General features: G+C 58.9%; 14 protein-coding genes and 2 rRNA genes (1 of these 16 cut by a window edge). 11 read left to right on the top strand and 5 right to left on the bottom strand.

The features are described 5' to 3' along the window. The 6 genes from ACZ500_RS14705 to ACZ500_RS14680 form a co-directional block, all read left to right on the top strand. Positions 1-2,067 (top strand): 23S ribosomal RNA (locus tag ACZ500_RS14705) (it extends 960 nt beyond the left edge of the window). Between the two features lie 70 nt (positions 2,068-2,137). Beyond that, a 5S ribosomal RNA gene (gene rrf, locus ACZ500_RS14700) occupies positions 2,138-2,254 on the top strand. 222 nt (positions 2,255-2,476) lie between these two features. After that, positions 2,477-2,599, top strand: a complete 123-nt coding sequence (locus ACZ500_RS14695) for a hypothetical protein (protein WP_464228098.1) — start codon at positions 2,477-2,479, stop codon at positions 2,597-2,599. A 381-nt stretch (positions 2,600-2,980) separates the two neighbouring features. After that, complete coding sequence (locus ACZ500_RS14690) at positions 2,981-3,721, top strand: 50S ribosomal protein L11 methyltransferase (RefSeq protein ID WP_464228097.1); 741 nt, start codon at positions 2,981-2,983, stop codon at positions 3,719-3,721. An 81-nt stretch (positions 3,722-3,802) separates the two neighbouring features. After that, positions 3,803-4,336 (top strand): PaaI family thioesterase, encoded by a 534-nt coding sequence (locus ACZ500_RS14685; RefSeq protein WP_464228096.1) that lies wholly within the window; start codon positions 3,803-3,805, stop codon positions 4,334-4,336. Beyond that, positions 4,329-5,654: a DUF362 domain-containing protein gene (locus ACZ500_RS14680; protein WP_464228095.1), complete on the top strand. Its 1,326-nt coding sequence runs from the start codon at positions 4,329-4,331 to the stop codon at positions 5,652-5,654. Before ACZ500_RS14685 ends, ACZ500_RS14680 begins: the two co-directional genes overlap by 8 nt. Here ACZ500_RS14680 and ACZ500_RS14675 read toward each other — a convergent pair. Further along, on the bottom strand, positions 5,641-6,297 hold the full coding sequence (locus ACZ500_RS14675) for a protein-L-isoaspartate(D-aspartate) O-methyltransferase (protein ID WP_464233059.1): 657 nt from the start codon (positions 6,295-6,297) through the stop codon (positions 5,641-5,643). The genes ACZ500_RS14680 and ACZ500_RS14675 overlap by 14 nt on opposite strands. A 434-nt stretch (positions 6,298-6,731) precedes the next feature. Here ACZ500_RS14675 and rd point away from each other — a divergent pair, with 434 nt between their 5' ends. From rd to ACZ500_RS14650, 5 genes are all read left to right on the top strand, one after another. Further along, positions 6,732-6,890 carry a rubredoxin gene (gene rd / locus ACZ500_RS14670; protein ID WP_464228094.1) on the top strand — a complete coding sequence of 53 codons (159 nt, stop codon included), beginning with the start codon at positions 6,732-6,734 and terminating at the stop codon, positions 6,888-6,890. Positions 6,891-6,918: 28 nt separating this feature from the next. Beyond that, positions 6,919-8,016 carry a two-component system sensor histidine kinase NtrB gene (locus tag ACZ500_RS14665; RefSeq protein WP_464233058.1) on the top strand — a complete coding sequence of 366 codons (1,098 nt, stop codon included), beginning with the start codon at positions 6,919-6,921 and terminating at the stop codon, positions 8,014-8,016. 481 nt (positions 8,017-8,497) lie between these two features. Continuing rightward, on the top strand, positions 8,498-8,695 hold the full coding sequence (locus ACZ500_RS14660; protein ID WP_464228093.1) for a ferredoxin: 198 nt from the start codon (positions 8,498-8,500) through the stop codon (positions 8,693-8,695). Between the two features lie 158 nt (positions 8,696-8,853). Continuing rightward, positions 8,854-9,762, top strand: coding sequence for a TIGR01777 family oxidoreductase (locus ACZ500_RS14655; protein ID WP_464228092.1), 909 nt, complete (start codon positions 8,854-8,856; stop codon positions 9,760-9,762). A gap of 12 nt (positions 9,763-9,774) precedes the next feature. Beyond that, positions 9,775-10,524: an RNA 2'-phosphotransferase gene (locus ACZ500_RS14650; protein ID WP_464228091.1), complete on the top strand. Its 750-nt coding sequence runs from the start codon at positions 9,775-9,777 to the stop codon at positions 10,522-10,524. Positions 10,525-10,699: 175 nt separating this feature from the next. On the opposite strand, the gene mtaB is transcribed toward ACZ500_RS14650, so the two are convergent. From mtaB to ACZ500_RS14630, 4 genes are all read right to left on the bottom strand, one after another. Beyond that, complete coding sequence (gene mtaB, locus ACZ500_RS14645; RefSeq protein ID WP_464228090.1) at positions 10,700-12,025, bottom strand: tRNA (N(6)-L-threonylcarbamoyladenosine(37)-C(2))-methylthiotransferase MtaB; 1,326 nt, start codon at positions 12,023-12,025, stop codon at positions 10,700-10,702. An 11-nt stretch (positions 12,026-12,036) separates the two neighbouring features. Beyond that, positions 12,037-13,140: a tRNA 2-thiouridine(34) synthase MnmA gene (mnmA, locus tag ACZ500_RS14640; RefSeq protein ID WP_464228089.1), complete on the bottom strand. Its 1,104-nt coding sequence runs from the start codon at positions 13,138-13,140 to the stop codon at positions 12,037-12,039. A 162-nt stretch (positions 13,141-13,302) separates the two neighbouring features. Next, the gene (locus tag ACZ500_RS14635; RefSeq protein WP_464228087.1) at positions 13,303-13,728 is read right to left on the bottom strand and encodes an NIL domain-containing protein; all 426 of its coding nucleotides are present in this window, start codon (positions 13,726-13,728) and stop codon (positions 13,303-13,305) included. Between the two features lie 33 nt (positions 13,729-13,761). Then, a complete protein-coding gene (locus ACZ500_RS14630) occupies positions 13,762-14,943 on the bottom strand; it encodes a pyridoxal phosphate-dependent aminotransferase (RefSeq protein WP_464228086.1) in 1,182 nt (393 codons plus the stop codon). Positions 14,944-15,173 lie beyond the last annotated feature (230 nt).

Raw genomic sequence — 15,173 nt, 5'->3', positions numbered from 1 at the left:
GGTAGAGCACTGGATGGGCTAGGGGTCCTACCAGATTACCAAACCTAACCAAACTCCGAATACCGTCAACTTCTATTGTGGGAGTCAGACTACGGGAGATAAGTTTCGTGGTCGAGAGGGAAACAGCCCAGACCGCCAGCTAAGGTCCCTAAATATGCGCTAAGTGGGAAAAGAAGTGGAAATGCAGAGACAGCCAGGAGGTTGGCTTAGAAGCAGCCACCCTTTAAAGAAAGCGTAACAGCTCACTGGTCAAGTGATTCTGCGCTGAAAATATAACGGGGCTCAAGCGCATTACCGAAGCTGCGGATTCTTCGATTTATCGAAGGATGGTAGGGGAGCATTCCATCCGGGTAGAAGCTGGACCGTGAGGACCAGTGGACCGCATGGAAGAGATTATGCTGACATGAGTAACGATAAAGCGGGTGAGAAACCCGCTCGCCGTAAGCCTAAGGTTTCCTGAGTAAAGTTAATCTTCTCAGGGTTAGTCGACCCCTAAGCCGAGGCCGAAAGGCGTAGGTGATGGGAAACAGGTTAATATTCCTGTACCACCATGCTGGCGTTTGAGTGATGGGGGGACGCAGGAGGGTAGGCCAGTCGGGTGATGGACGTCCCGATTCAAGCCTGTAGGTGGAAGGAGTAGGCAAATCCGCTCTTTCTTAACACCGAGAGGTGATGAGGATCCGCTTTGCGGAACAAACTGGTTGATCCCATGCTGCCAAGAAAAGCCTCTAGCGAGTCAGTAAGGTGATCGTACCGCAAACCGACACAGGTAGGCGGGGTGAGTATCCCAAGGCGCTCGAGAGAACTCTGGTTAAGGAACTCGGCAAATTGACACCGTAACTTCGGGAGAAGGTGTGCCCTCGCTAGGTGAAGAAATTCGCTTTTGGAGCCGAAGGGGGTTGCAGAGAAATGGGGGTGGCGACTGTTTACTAAAAACACAGGACTCTGCTAAGTCGCAAGACGATGTATAGGGTCTGACGCCTGCCCGGTGCTGGAAGGTTAAGGGGATTTGTTATCTGCCCCTCGGGGTAGAGAAGCTTTGAACCGAAGCCCCAGTAAACGGCGGCCGTAACTATAACGGTCCTAAGGTAGCGAAATTCCTTGTCGGGTAAGTTCCGACCTGCACGAATGGCGTAACGACTTCCCCACTGTCTCGACCAGGGACTCGGTGAAATTGAATTAGCGGTGAAGATGCCGTTTACCCGCGAAAAGACGGAAAGACCCCGTGAACCTTTACTATAGCTTGACATTGGACTTTGGGCTAGTATGTGTAGGATAGGTGGGAGACTGTGAAATCTCGACGCCAGTCGGGAGGGAGTCGCCCTTGAAATACCACCCTTACTAGTTTAGGGTTCTAACCTTGACCCGTTATCCGGGCCGGGGACAGTGTCTGGTGGGTAGTTTGACTGGGGCGGTCGCCTCCCAAAGAGTAACGGAGGCGCGCGAAGGTTCCCTCAGGCTGATTGGAAACCAGCCGCAGAGTGTAAAGGCATAAGGGAGCTTGACTGTGAGAGAGACATCTCGAACAGGTACGAAAGTAGGTCTTAGTGATCCGGCGGTTCCGAATGGAAGGGCCGTCGCTCAACGGATAAAAGGTACTCCGGGGATAACAGGCTTATCGCCCCCAAGAGTTCACATCGACGGGGCGGTTTGGCACCTCGATGTCGGCTCATCGCATCCTGGGGCTGGAGCAGGTCCCAAGGGTTTGGCTGTTCGCCAATTAAAGCGGTACGTGAGCTGGGTTTAGAACGTCGTGAGACAGTTCGGTCCCTATCTTTCGTGGGCGTAGGATATTTGAGAGGATCTTTCCCTAGTACGAGAGGACCGGGATGGACGAACCTCTGGTGTACCAGTTGTCGCGCCAGCGGCATCGCTGGGTAGCTATGTTCGGAATGGATAACCGCTGAAAGCATCTAAGCGGGAAGCCAACCTCAAGATTAGATATCCCTCTCCGGATTCGTCCGGGGACTGAAGACCCCTCGTAGATGACGAGGTTGATAGGCCAGAGGTGTAAGTGTGGCAACACATTTAGCTGACTGGTACTAATTGGTCGTGCGGCTTGGCCATATTTTCACCATCCAAATGAATGAGACCTTTGATTGCTTGTCCTGTATCAGCTTTACTTTTGCTGGAGTTTTTCGGTGGCAATGGCGAAGAGGAAATACCCGTTCCCATCCCGAACACGGAAGTCAAGCTCTTCAGCGCCGATGGTACTGCGTGGGAGACTGCGTGGGAGAGTAGGACGCCGCCGAATTGCCTTTTAAAGCCCATCGCTTTGCGATGGGCTTTTTTTTTGGGTGCGCCCGGCAATGCGCCCTGCCTGGACCGAATCATTCTGTATGCCCGCAGTTTCGGATACATCGGTTGTGAGGGTTTTGATCCATCCTTTTCTGGAGGCTTGCACCCCGTATCGGCGCGGAGCATTCTGTGCTTGACGTGGACCTGCGGGGGATGTTTATTGATTTTCCGCCCGGAAATGTTCTTTTTTGCCCATCTCGGCGTCCATCTGCACATCTGCTTTCTCGGTGGCTTGCAGATCGCCTCCGCACAAACGATTGATTGTCTTGATCTTGGCAAAAAATATTCATTTCCCGGGTGAGCGCGATTTCATGTTCAAAGCTTCGTTGAAGAAGGAGGACCGAGTACCGGAGGTCTGTCTGGCCCCCTCTATTTCCGGGATACAAGAAGGGTGGTCCGCCGGATGGACACGGTGTGTGGTGTTGGAGAAAATTCTTGAAACAAGGAAGGTTTGCTGGCCGCCGCTCTGAAATCATGGAGGATCTTTGTGGCGTGGACGCCGCAAGGGTGGTCTTAGGGCCCCTAATGTGGGTTGCGTGTTGTGAACGATCGAGCTGAAGCGATGGGAGGAGTTGCGAGCGGGGCATCTTGCCCTTACCGGGATCTTTATATCTACGCTTTGGAGGGGAGGGTCCTTCCTGCTGATGAGTCGGGATTTGGATCCGAATTCATCGGCAATTGGGTGGAAGGAGACAGTTCATTTCTCTTTTTCAGTGAACCTGCCGATGAGCGTGTCGCCCGTCTGCTTGCACAAGGTCCTGAACTCACGCTGAGCGAGCGGTACCAGTTTGATTATGAGGAGTGGCAGGGCGGGGGACTGGATTGCATATCCGCAGGAGGGGTTACCTTCCGGGCGCCGTGGTCCCGGTTCGGAACAGATGACGGCAGGACCCTGCTCCTGGACCCCGGAGTGGTTTTCGGAAACGGCGTACACCCGACGACCCGTGACTGTTTGAGCGCCCTGGCTGACGCGCACGCGAGGTTTCCTTTTCATAGTGTGCTCGATCTCGGAACGGGGACCGGGATTCTTGCCCTTTATGCCGTGGCCGTGGGTGCTGAGCGTGTCCTTGCGGTGGATCTGAATCCCCTGTGCGTACGGACCGCCGTTCGGAACGTTGCCCTCAATGGATTTTCCGATGTGGTCCAGGTAGTGGAGGGGCGGGCAGAGGACTTTTGCCGGAACGGGGTCGACGTCGTGGTCGCGAATATCCATGCCGAGGTGATCAAGAGCCTGCTCGCCGTGGAGGCGTTTCTGCAAAGCCCGGTGCTCATCATCTCGGGTCTTTTGAGGACTCCTTTTCGGGAGATCCGCGAGAAGATCAGAGCGGCAGGCTATGACATACACAGGGTTTATGAACACGAGATGACGTGGCACACGCTCATGGCTGTGAGGCCGGCGCCTATCGACAGGGCCATGGGCTGATTTCAAGGTGAGTTTTGAGCGATAAGCTCCCGGCCCTGAAAGGGCAGCGCGGCTGCTTTTGACAACGGAGAGAACTTGAAGATGACCGAAAAACGGCGATATATCGAGAAACCTGTCGGCCACCACTGTTTTGGCTGTGGAACGGCCAACCCGGTGGGGCTGAACATGCAGTTCTATCCCTGCGGCGATATGCTCTGTTCCGATGTCGTCCTGAGGGGAGAGCACGTCGGCTGGGAAAACATCGCGCACGGCGGTATCATTTCGACCTTGCTGGATGAAATCATGTCCTGGTCGATCATCTACTTTCGCAGGGTGTTTTTCGTTACGCGGAAGATGGAGGTGAAATACGTCGCCCCCGTTCCTGTAGGGGCCCCGTTGACCGCCAGGGGGCGCATCGTGGATCCGGCCGACCCGCGGCATCTCAAGCTGGCCGGAGAACTGGTCGATGCCGGGGGGCGGGTTCTTGCGAAATCCAAGGGGGATTTTGTGGAACTGTCGCTCGAAAGACTGCCGGGGGTGCCGGAGGTGGTAAAAGAGGAAATGATGCGGCTGTTCTCCATTTATGCATCCGCCGGCAACGCTCGAGTGTCTGCGGAAGGGGCCGGGAATGGATAAACGGCTCGTTTCGGTTGTCCGCTATGATGAGGCGGCCCGCTCCGTCGAGGGTGCCGTGGCGCTTTGCGACGGATTAAAGGGCGTCCCACGGGACGCAAGGACCTTCATCAAGCCGAATATCGTCTTTTGGACCCGCCGCGTACCGTTTCCGAAATGGGGGGTCATCACCACTTCCCGCGTGGTGGCGGATGTGGTGGCTGTTTTAAAGGCCTACGGGATCGAGCATGTGACCATCGGAGAGGGGATGGTGACCTACGATCCGAAAGATGTCGCGACCCCGGCCCATGCCTTCGAGATGCTCGGCTATCGCCGGCTTGAAGAGCGTTACGGGGTCCGATGCGTGAATATCCACGAACGTCCCTTCAGAACGGTGGATCTCGGGGAGGGCATCCGCGCAAAGGTCAATGCGGATATCCTGGAAAGCGATTTTGTCGTGGACCTGCCGGTGCTCAAGACCCATTCTCAGACGGTTGTGAGCCTCGGGGTCAAGAACCTGAAAGGCTGCCTGGATATCGCTTCACGGAAGGCCTTTCATGATACGAGGGATGGACTCGGTTTGCACCGGAAGGTGTCCGGGCTGCCTGGCATGCTGCCGGAGCGTTCTCTGAGCATCGTGGATGGGATTTTCACGAACGAGCGTGGCCCCGGCTTCGACGGGCGGATCAGGCGGAAAGATATCCTGGTGGCCTCCGCGGACTGGCTCTCCGCCGACCTGGTGGGGGCGGCCCTGCTTGGCTACACCCCTGAAGAAGTGCCGCATCTGGACTATCTGGTGAAGAAAATGGGCCGGGCGCCGGATCTGCGAGATATCGAGATCCGCGGAGAAAAGATCGCGGATCAGCGTCTGTTGCACGCCTATGCCTTCCCTTATACGAAGGACGGCTCGCTGCCTGTGCCCATGAAGCGCATGGCCATCGAGGGGTTGGCTTACCGTCAGTATGACCAAACCCTCTGTACCTACTGTGCCCTGCTCAGCGCGGCCCTCGTGCCGGCGGTCGCCAGGGCATGGAAGGGGGAGCCCTGGAACGAAGTGGAGGTGCTGACCGGCAAGGTAATGCGCCCGACACCAGGAAAGAAAAAGACGATCCTGCTTGGCAAATGCATGTATCTGGCCAACCGGAATCATCCTGATATCGCTGAGATGCTCGCTGTGAAGAGCTGTCCTCCCTCGCCGGAGGAGGTCGTGGATGTCTTCCACCGCGCCGGAATCTTCATTGAGCGGGGCTTGATAGAGGACATCGAGGCGGTTCCAGGCTCGTTTATGCAGAAGTATGAGGGCAAACCCGAGTTTGACGAAAGGCTTTTCAGGATTCCTTGACGCTGTCCTGCCAGCCGTGGATGCCGATGAGGTCCACGAAGCGGCATCCGCCCAGGCCCTTTTCAACGAACTGGCCGTTTTTGCGGGTGATCCGCACGAGTTCCTGGCTGTACCGGTTGCCGATCGGAATGACCAGTCGGCCGCCGTCAGCCAGTTGATCCAGCAGGGGTTGGGGCATTTTTGGGGCGCCGGCGGCCACAATGATGGCGTCATAGGGCTCGTATTCCTTCCATCCGAGCGTGCCGTCGAACGCCTTGAAGAAGACGTTTCTGTAACCTAGCTCGGTGAGGATCCGCTTTGCATTCTCCATGAGGGGCCGAATCCGCTCGATGGTGTATACCCACCGGGATAGCTCGGCAAGGATCGCCGTCTGGTAGCCGCTTCCCGTGCCGATCTCGAGAACGTTTTCGTCGCCCTTCAGTTCGAGGGCTTCTGTCATCAGCGCCACAATATAGGGCTGGGAGATGGTCTGCCCGTGCCCGATCGGCAGGGGGTAGTCGTTGTAAGCTTCGCCGACGAGGGCTTCCTGCACGAAGCGGTCCCGCGGGATTTTGCCGATGGCCTGAAGCACACGCGGGTCCTTTATGCCACGGGTGATCAACTGGTTCTTGACCATTTTCTCCCGTGCAAGGCGATAGTCGATCCGTCCGTTCATCGTATCTCCTGCGGTGCCCCTGACTGTCGCCCGTCGAAAAACGATCCGGGGCAGGGGCTTGTTTTCGATTCGGCACCCGAATCGAGCCTCACATCTCATTCTCTATCACATGTTTCCCATCGATGCAATCCGGTCCATGCGGACCCTCCGGAAATCGGGATGGACGAGCGTTTCTCCTGCCGCCGTAGCTTCGAAGCCGCTTGACATCCTCTCTGACGTACCTTAGTTTTAGGGATACTTTCAACGGCTTGCGGTCAATAGGTTCGTAATGGATGGAATCCCGGGGATTCCATCGAGGCAAGCGTGTGCGGCGGGGGCTGACATGAAGAGGCATTTTCCCGTGAGTGAGAATGGGATTCAGGTGCCCTGTTGACATGTCCGACGACCAGAAATGATGACCCGAACAGGACGGAGGTTGAAGAATGGATAAGTACGTTTGCACGGTATGTGGGTATGTCTACGATCCTGCTGAAGGAGACCCAGACAACGGCATCGATCCCGGTACAAGCTTTGCGGATCTTCCCGGTGACTGGACATGCCCGGTTTGCGGCGCATCCAAGGATCAGTTCGAAAAGGAGTAATCCCGGAGTGAGGCCTTGATTGAAGAGCATGGGCAAGACAGAGAAGTACTTTGACCAGAATGAAGAATTGGTTTTTCTCAAACATGCGGTCGAGAATACCAATGAGGCCTTTGTCACGATCGACAAAGACCATAAGGTTTTGTTTTTCAACAAGGCGGCCGAGAGGATTTTCGGCTATGATCGGAAGGAGGTGGTGGGTCATGATCTGGACGTGATCATGGCCCCTACCTGCAGCCGAAATCACCGCGAGGCCGTGGCGCGCTATGTGGAGACCAAGGTGCCGCGGCGGATCGGGCATGAGACCGAGATCCTGGCGATGCGGAAAGGGGGAGAGATGTTCCCTGCATCCATCTCCTTTTCCGTCGCCGAGGTGGAGGGGCGTGTGATCTTTACGGGCATCGTGCGCGACATGACCGAGACCCGCGCCCTTCAGGAAAAGATCATGCAGTCAGAGCGCTTGGCGGCTTTGGGCCAGCTCGTCGCCGAGATCTCGCACGAGATCAAGAACCCGTTGATGATGATCGGGGGGTTTTCCCAGCAGTTGCTGCGGTCCGTAAGTGATCCCAAGGACAGAAACAAGCTCGAGATTATCGCGAAAGAGGTGAAGCGCCTCGAAAACCTGCTGGCAGATCTGAGGGAGTTCCACGGGAGGCGGGCCCTGGAGGCGGCTCCAGTCGATTTGCACAGGCTTCTGCAGGACACCATCGCCATCGTGAGAGAAAATAATCCCGAGAAGTCCGTCAACATCGAACTGATGGAAGATCCTGACGGTCGGTTTGTGTTCGGGGACGAAGAGCGACTGAAACAGGTGTTTTTGAACCTCATGAAGAATGCCAGCGAGGCGGTGGAAAGCGGCGGCAACATCCTGGTCGTCACCCGGGTTGCGGACGACAAGGTCGTGATCGACATCCAGGACAACGGATGCGGAATACCGCAGGAGCACCAGCAGAAGATTCTTTCCCCTTTTTTTACGACCAAAGAGAACGGGACCGGGCTCGGATTGTGCATTTCGAAGCGGATCATCGAGGAGCACGAGGGCGGCGGCCTCGAAATAGACAGCCAGGTCGGGCGAGGTACGACCATCCATCTGAAACTCCCCCTGTACCGGGAACCTAAAAACGCTTAGAGCCAGTCGATTCCATTGCTTAAGGCTGCTTGAAGGGATGGATTCCGACCTGATCGATGCCCTGTGCATAAAGGGTATCCATCCGGAAATGATTTCCTGGTAGAACTCAGTTTCCAATCCGGAAAGGAACACGATCTGACAGGCATCGTCACCTTTTCACAGTCGCGCCGCCTTGACAGGCAGAGTCATTTTGGCGGCGGCTGGCGGAGAGGTAGGTCAGGCGCAGGCAGAATGCCGGTTCGTAAATTCGAAACAAGAAGCAGGCACCAGGGGATTGACCGATGAGCTTTGAATCCGGAAAGAAATGCCGTGATTGCCGTGAATGTCAAGACTGCGCCGTCACCCGATGCCGGCAGTGTTTGAAGGGCAGGCATGCGGAGCCGGCTTCGCTTGGGCCGTTTCTCACGCGGGGGGATTACCTGGCCTGGCGCCAGGGGCGGGAATGCCTCGAAATTGGGGAATGCCACGAAGGAGAAGACCCTTGAAAGAGGCTCCGGTCATCAATTTGAAGGTGTGCACGGACTGCGGTTCCTGCCTGGAAGTCGCGCCGGGGATCTTCGCCCGGCGGACGGAGACGGGCGAGATCACCGTGCTCGAAAGGGATGACTACCCGGACGAAGACGTCCATGCCGCCGTGGCGATCTGCCCGGCGGACTGCATTACCCCCGGCGGCGAGTGAGACGTTCGGGGGATGAGGATTCTGATGGGCCGCCCTGGTTTTCCTTTGCGGCACGTGGAGGGGCAAGGCGGCCCTACCCCGGCCGAGCGGGGCAAGGATTTTTTCACGTAAACGGAGAGATATGGGCGGCCACCCTTAAGAGACGGCGGTTTTCAGCTATGCGTTTCTTTATCACCGGAGGAAGCGGTTTTGTGGGCTCCAGCCTGACGGCCGGACTGGTCGCGATGGGGGGATCCGTGACCATTCTCACGCGGCGCATCAAAGAGGGAGCCGTCGCGCCTGAAGGTGTCCGGTTCATAGAAGGGGACCCGACGCAGGAAGGTCCGTGGCAGGATGCCATCGCCGACCATGACGTGGTCATCAACATGGCCGGAGAGACGATCTTCCAGCGTTGGAACAGGGAGACCAAGCGGCGGATCTATGAGAGCCGCATCCTTACCACCCGCAATCTTTCGAAGGCGCTCAGACTCGCCTCCGGGTCCGCACGGACGCTCATCAGTACCTCGGCAGTCGGCTATTACGGCTTCAGCGGGTCTGAGGCCCTGGGTGAATCCAGCCCCGCCGGCGATGATTTCCTCGCCCAGCTTGCCCGGGATTGGGAGGGCGAAGCGTTCAGGGCTGCCGAAGGCGGCGCGCGCGTCATCATCTGTCGGTTCGGAGTCGTTTTCGGGCGGCGGGGCGGTGCGCTGGGGGAGATGGTGCCGATGTTCCGCAAGGGGCTCGGCAGTTCCCTGGGCTCCGGGCGGCAGTGGATCTCGTGGATTCACGAGAAGGATCTGGTGGGGATCTATCTTTTCTTGCTGGGTCAGTCCGAGATTTCAGGCGCCATCAACTGTACCTCGCCCAATCCGGTGACCAATCGCGAGTTGACCGAGACCCTGTCCACAGTCCTGGACAAACCGGCGTTTCTGCCTGCAGTCCCAGCATTCGTGCTCAGATTGAAGGTGGGCGAAATGGCCTCGATCCTCCTTAATGGGCAAAAGGTCTGTCCCATGAAACTCCTCGATATGGGATATCGTTTTCAGCATCCGACTGTGGAAGACGCCCTGACGGATCTTTTGACATAATGGATCGGGTTCTTGAGTAAGCGTTCGCACGACATGCAGGTCGAGGGTCTGGCCCGCTTCCTGGTTTACGTCCTGGGACGTCAGCCGGATGAGTTCGGCCTGGTCCCCGATGCAGACGGGTATATTTCTTTCAAGGAACTCCTCAAGGCCGTTCAGGAGGATTCGGAGTGGCGCCATGTGCGGCAGGCAGGCATCCGTGAGGTGCTGATGGGGGAGAAACGGGGCTGGTTCGAGGCGGACGAGCGGAAAATCCGCGCCGTCAAAAGGTCGTGGGCCTTGCCCGGGAGCGGTATGCCCTTGAGCGAGGTCCCCAGGATGCTTTTTGCGGCGGTGAGGCAAAGAGCCCATCCTGTCGCGATGGAGAAGGGTCTGATGCCTCAGGCCGACCCATTCGTGGTCCTTTCAGACGACCGGGAGATGGCTGCACGGCTTGGACGGCGCCGGGATCCGGAGCCGGTCGTGTTGGAGATCCGTGCATCGGCCTCCAGGGCGAAAGGGGTCCTTTATTTCGGGTTTGGCAGGCTGTTTCTAAGTCCAGGCATCTCGGCCGAATTCATCGCCGGTCCGAAGGTCGATCGAGCGCTGCTCGAGGCGCGGGCGCTGCGCCGCGAACAGAAGGAAAAGACCGCCGCGCCACAGCCGAATTTTACACCCGGGAGCTTTCTGCTCGAGCCTATGCGTGACCCGCAGGATCAGCGCAAGCGGAGCGGCAGAAAACGGAAGGGGTGGAAGGAAGAGAGCCGCAAGGTCCGGCGCAGGTGATGACTCCGTTTCTCGGTGGGTTTTTCGCTGTTGGCTCCAACGCCCGCAACCGCCCAGCATACCCTTCCGTCCCGAAATGGCCTCTTTTGTCCATTTCGGCGTTCATTTGCCCTTTTGGTTGTGCCATGTGCCGCAGATCTCCTTAGCACAAACGGTTGAGTTCTTCGATAATGGATCAGCCGGGACCCGCTCTTTCGAGCACGCGCCCCCAAAGCCCTTTCGGTGCGGTGCGTTCCGCCTTGACGGCCAGGAGCCGCCCCGATGCCCCCGATGCCCCCTCGAAAAAGACCGGTACGTAGTTGTCGCTCGTCCCGTGCATCACCCTCTCGGTCTCCGAATGCCAGCCCTCCGCCAGGACCTCCATCACGTCCCCGACATTCCTGCCGTAAAAATCCCTGCGCTTGCGCTCTCCTAGCGACCGGATCCGGGCCGCCCGCTCTTTGATCGCCGTCGGGTGAACCTGGTCCGCCATGTCGAAGGCCGCCGTCCCTTGCCGGCGCGAAAAGGGAAAGACGTGCAGATAGGAGATGGGCAAATCCTTCAGGAGCCCCGCCGTCCGCTGATGGGCCTCCTCGTCCTCTCCGGGAAAGCCTGCCATGACATCGACTCCGATGGCGGCCTGCGGCAAAGCCGAATAGATCCGTTCCACCAGGCGCGCGAAATCCTGCGGCCGGTAGCGGCGGTGCATCCTCTCCAGGGTGGTGGCATCCCCGCTCTGGAGCGGGATGTGAAAGTGCCGGCACAGCCAGGCCTCGCTGCCGGCCATCTCGATCAGGTCGGGGCCGATCTCGGTCGGCTCGAGGGAACTCAACCGGATTCGCAGCGGGAGCCGCTCCCTGCCAATGGATTGGAGGAGACCGGGCAGGCCGGGGCTGCGAGGGTCGCCGCATCCGTATTTGCCGAGGTGAATGCCCGTGAGGACGACTTCACGGTAACCGGTCTCGGCCAGGGCGGCCAGGGCGGCCAGGACCCCGGCCTCGGGGAGGCTCCGGTAGGGCCCGCGTCCGAACGGGACGATGCAGTAACTGCAGAAGGCCTCGCAGCCGTCCTGGATCTTCAGGTAGGCCCTCGCACGCCCTGAAAACCGGGAGACCGGCATGGGATCGAACGGAAGACCCGGCTCCAGATCCGGAACGCTCACCCGGCAGGTACCGGTCCGCGGGTGGGCCGAAATCCAGTCGAGAAGACCGGCCTTGAGCCGGTTCCCCGCGACGAGGTCCAGTCCTTCGATCCAGGCCAGTTCGCCGGGGGCGACCTGGGCATAGCAGCCGGTGGCGACGATCAGTGCCGCCGGATTTTCCCGGATGGCCTTGCGGAGCGCCTGGCGCGACTGATGGACGGCCTGCTGCGTGACCGCACAGGTGTTGATGATGACCAGATCGGCAGGGGTGGTGCCGGAGCCTTTTTGCCAGCCGGTGTTTTGGAGGGCCTCTTCCAGAAAGGCCGTTTCGTACTGGTTTACCTTGCAGCCGAGGGTGAAGGTCTTGAAGACGGGTGCCATGTTATACACTTTCAGGATTGAAATGATCGGACGATCCACCCGCCGCCGAGCACCGTCTCGCGGTCGTAGCAGACCAGGGCCTGGCCGGGGGTGACCGCCCACTGCGGTTCGTGAAAGGTGAGGAGGATCCGGTCCGGACCCGTGACCTCCAGTACGGCGGGCGCGGCCCTGTGCCGGTAGCGGATCTGGGCGAGGACCTCGATTTTCGTTTTGATGCGACCGATTCCCCCGGTCCAGACAAAACTCTCAGCCGCAACACGCGAGGAATAGAGATCTTCCTTTCGTCCGACCACCACCTCGTTTTGCTGCGCCCGGATTTCCATGACGTAATAGGGTCTGGGTGAGGCGATGCCGAGCCCGTGCCTCTGCCCGATCGTGTAACGGTAGGCCCCGGAGTGGATTCCGACAGTGGCCCCACGGGCATCGACGATCCGGCCCGTGGCGGGCGTAGGGGTGTCACTCTCCTGGATCAGATCGCGGTAATCCGCTCCCCCCAGGAAACAGATCTCCTGACTTTCGCAGCCGGGCTCAACGGGCAGCCCGAGCCGGACGGCCTCCCGCTCGGCATCGGCCTTCGTCATCGCGCCGAGAGGGAAACGGGTCCTGGTCAGAAGGCCCCCAGACAGCCGGTGGAGAAAATAGGACTGCTCCTTGCCGGGATCCGCCCCGCGCGCAATGACGGGCCGACTCCCTTCGGCGGTTGCGATGGCGTAGTGGCCGGTGGCGATCAGAGGGGCCCCCAGACGGTCCGCCTCAACAGCCAGCTGGGGGAATTTTACCCGTTCATTGCACAAGACGCACGGATTCGGTGTCAGCCCGCTGAGATAGGCCGCCCTGAAAGGTGTGATCACCTCTGTGCGGAACGCCTCTCGTACGTCACGGAGCAGGAGCGGTATGCCGAGGTGTTCGCAGATCCTGCGGGTCTTCGCGATCAGGGCCTCCCGCAGGTTTTCACGGCCGGGCAGCAGGAAGTGCACGCCGCAGACCCGTCGGCCCTCCCTTTTGAGGATGGCGGCGGTGAGGGCACTGTCGATCCCGCCGCTCACGGCGACCAGAATATCGGCTGAAGGGTTCATTCTGCGGGAAGCCTCGGGGTCGATGGGCCTTGCCTCCACCGGCGCCGCTCCGAAGGGCCGCGGGACTGCGTTCGCCTGCCCTCTTGTGTGGGTTTGAAACGAAACGCGCCGGCATAGATCGGTCTGCCGGCGCTCTGGATCGGAAGCGGAGGCCTATGCGCCTCCGCTTCGATCTTGAGACAGGGTTGTCGAGGCGCTTGTTCAGGAAAGAAGCGCCTTGTTGAAACGCACCTCCATGGCCCTGGCCGGGCAGACGGAGACGCAGAGTTCACAGGCGCTGCACTTTTCGCGATCGAAGATCACCTCCATCTCCGGGCGCTTGATCCAGAGCGCTCCCGTCGGACAGACGGCGGTGCAGGCGCCGCACTGGAGGCATTTTTCCTCGTCGCGCTTGATGTCCTGTGCGATGCTTTCCACCATGATCCCGAGGCCTTTCAGATACTGGACGCCCCGGGCGAAATCCTTTCGGTGCCCGCTCAGTTCGAGGACCATCAGACCCTCTTTACGGGGATAGATGGTGGCCTTGAGGATGTTGAAGGAAAGATCGAACTTCTTGACCAGATTGACCGCGATCGGTTCGTTGACGATGGCCTTCGGAAATCTGAGCGACAGGATCTTGGAATACATCCCGTTCTCCTCTCTGCTGCCTGAGATCCCGGTTCAGCGGTATTTCTTCATGACCTTGGCGAACCCGGGGATGGAGCGTTCGATGGTGCTGTCATTTACACAATAGGCGATCCGGAAATGTCCTGGGCCGCCGAAACCGCTGCCCGGGACCGTCAGGACATTCTCGTCGCGCAGTTCGCCTACGAAGGCGACGTCATCTTCGATGGGGGAGCGCGGAAAGAGGTAGAAGGCGCCTTCCGGTTTGGTGAAGACGTAGCCCGCCTGGCTGAGCCCCTTGCAGAGGAGGTCCCTCTTGCGCTGGTAGGCGCTGATATCGACGCTTTCCTCGAGCAGGCGCGGGATCGCGCGCTGCATGAGCGCCGGGGCGTTCACGTACCCGAGGATCCGGTTGCACAGGACGAGGCCCTGAATGATCCCGGACCGGTCGGAGATCTCCGGATGCGCGGCTACATAGCCGATCCGTTCGCCCGGAAGCGAGAGATCCTTCGAGAAAGAGGTCACGACGAAGCTTTCGGGATAGACGTCGAAGATGCTGGGGACTTCCACCCCGTCATAGACGATCTTGCGGTAGGGTTCGTCCGAGATCAGGTAGACGGTCTGTCCTGTTCGCTTTCTATAATCGGTGAGGATTTGCCCGAGCGCACGCAACTCCTCGACGGAGTAGACGCGTCCGGTCGGATTGTTGGGCGAATCGATCAGGACCGCCCGAGTCCGCTCGGTCAGCGCGCCGGCGATGGCGTCGAGGTCCAGTGAAAAATCGGGTTTTGTCGGCACGAGGGACGCGGCGCCCTGGTGGTTGTCGAGGTAAAAATTGTACTCGACGAAGTAGGGCTTGGGGATGACCACTTCCTCCCCCGGATTGAGGAGGGTTTTGAGGACGACGTTCAAACCCCCTCCGGCCCCTACGGTCATCACGATATCGTCGGCCGTGAAGCGGCAGCGGTTGTGCTTGTTCAGGTAGGCCGCGACGGCCTCCCGGGTTTCTGGATACCCCGCGTTCGACATGTAGGCGTGGGTGCCGGGATGGGGGTCTTTCACCAGTTCCAGCATGACCTCCTTGAAGCGCGCCGGAGGCTCCAGGTTGGGGTTGCCGAGGCTGAAATCGAAGACGTTCTCGGCTCCGAAGCGCTTCTTTCGCTCGTTGCCTTCTTCGAACATCTTGCGGATGAAAGACGATTTTTCGATGGATGCCAGGACCTTCCGGGACGCGGGCATAAAGGAACCTCCTTATTATGAACTAAAACAACCACATTAACCTTTTCTGTTGTCATGTCAACAAAAATGCGGCCCTTGCGGGCCCGCTCAGGGGCGCATTCGTTGGCTTTGACGCGGTTCTGGAATGCGCTTGACAGGTATGATAAACTCTTTTAGTTTGAGATGCTTGAGCGGCGGCTCCGGACGGCGGGTGACACGGTCGGCCGCAGAGAGAGCCGGGCCCCATGCAG

The organism is Desulfatiglans parachlorophenolica (assembly GCF_055394735.1).
Note: the sequence above shows the minus strand (reverse complement) of the source record. Positions and strands in the feature narration are given on the sequence as shown.

What these genes read in the sequence shown, in the direction of transcription:
- ACZ500_RS14665 (WP_464233058.1), top strand. Translation starts at nt 6,919, where the DNA reads ATGGGCAAGACAGAGAAGTACTTTGACCAGAATGAAGAATTGGTTTTT.
- rd (WP_464228094.1), top strand. Translation starts at nt 6,732, where the DNA reads ATGGATAAGTACGTTTGCACGGTATGTGGGTATGTCTACGATCCTGCT.
- mtaB (WP_464228090.1), bottom strand. Translation starts at nt 12,025, where the DNA reads ATGGCACCCGTCTTCAAGACCTTCACCCTCGGCTGCAAGGTAAACCAG.
- ACZ500_RS14680 (WP_464228095.1), top strand. Translation starts at nt 4,329, where the DNA reads ATGGATAAACGGCTCGTTTCGGTTGTCCGCTATGATGAGGCGGCCCGC.
- ACZ500_RS14635 (WP_464228087.1), bottom strand. Translation starts at nt 13,728, where the DNA reads ATGTATTCCAAGATCCTGTCGCTCAGATTTCCGAAGGCCATCGTCAAC.
- ACZ500_RS14685 (WP_464228096.1), top strand. Translation starts at nt 3,803, where the DNA reads ATGACCGAAAAACGGCGATATATCGAGAAACCTGTCGGCCACCACTGT.
- ACZ500_RS14695 (WP_464228098.1), top strand. Translation starts at nt 2,477, where the DNA reads ATGTTCTTTTTTGCCCATCTCGGCGTCCATCTGCACATCTGCTTTCTC.
- ACZ500_RS14655 (WP_464228092.1), top strand. Translation starts at nt 8,854, where the DNA reads ATGCGTTTCTTTATCACCGGAGGAAGCGGTTTTGTGGGCTCCAGCCTG.
- ACZ500_RS14630 (WP_464228086.1), bottom strand. Translation starts at nt 14,943, where the DNA reads ATGCCCGCGTCCCGGAAGGTCCTGGCATCCATCGAAAAATCGTCTTTC.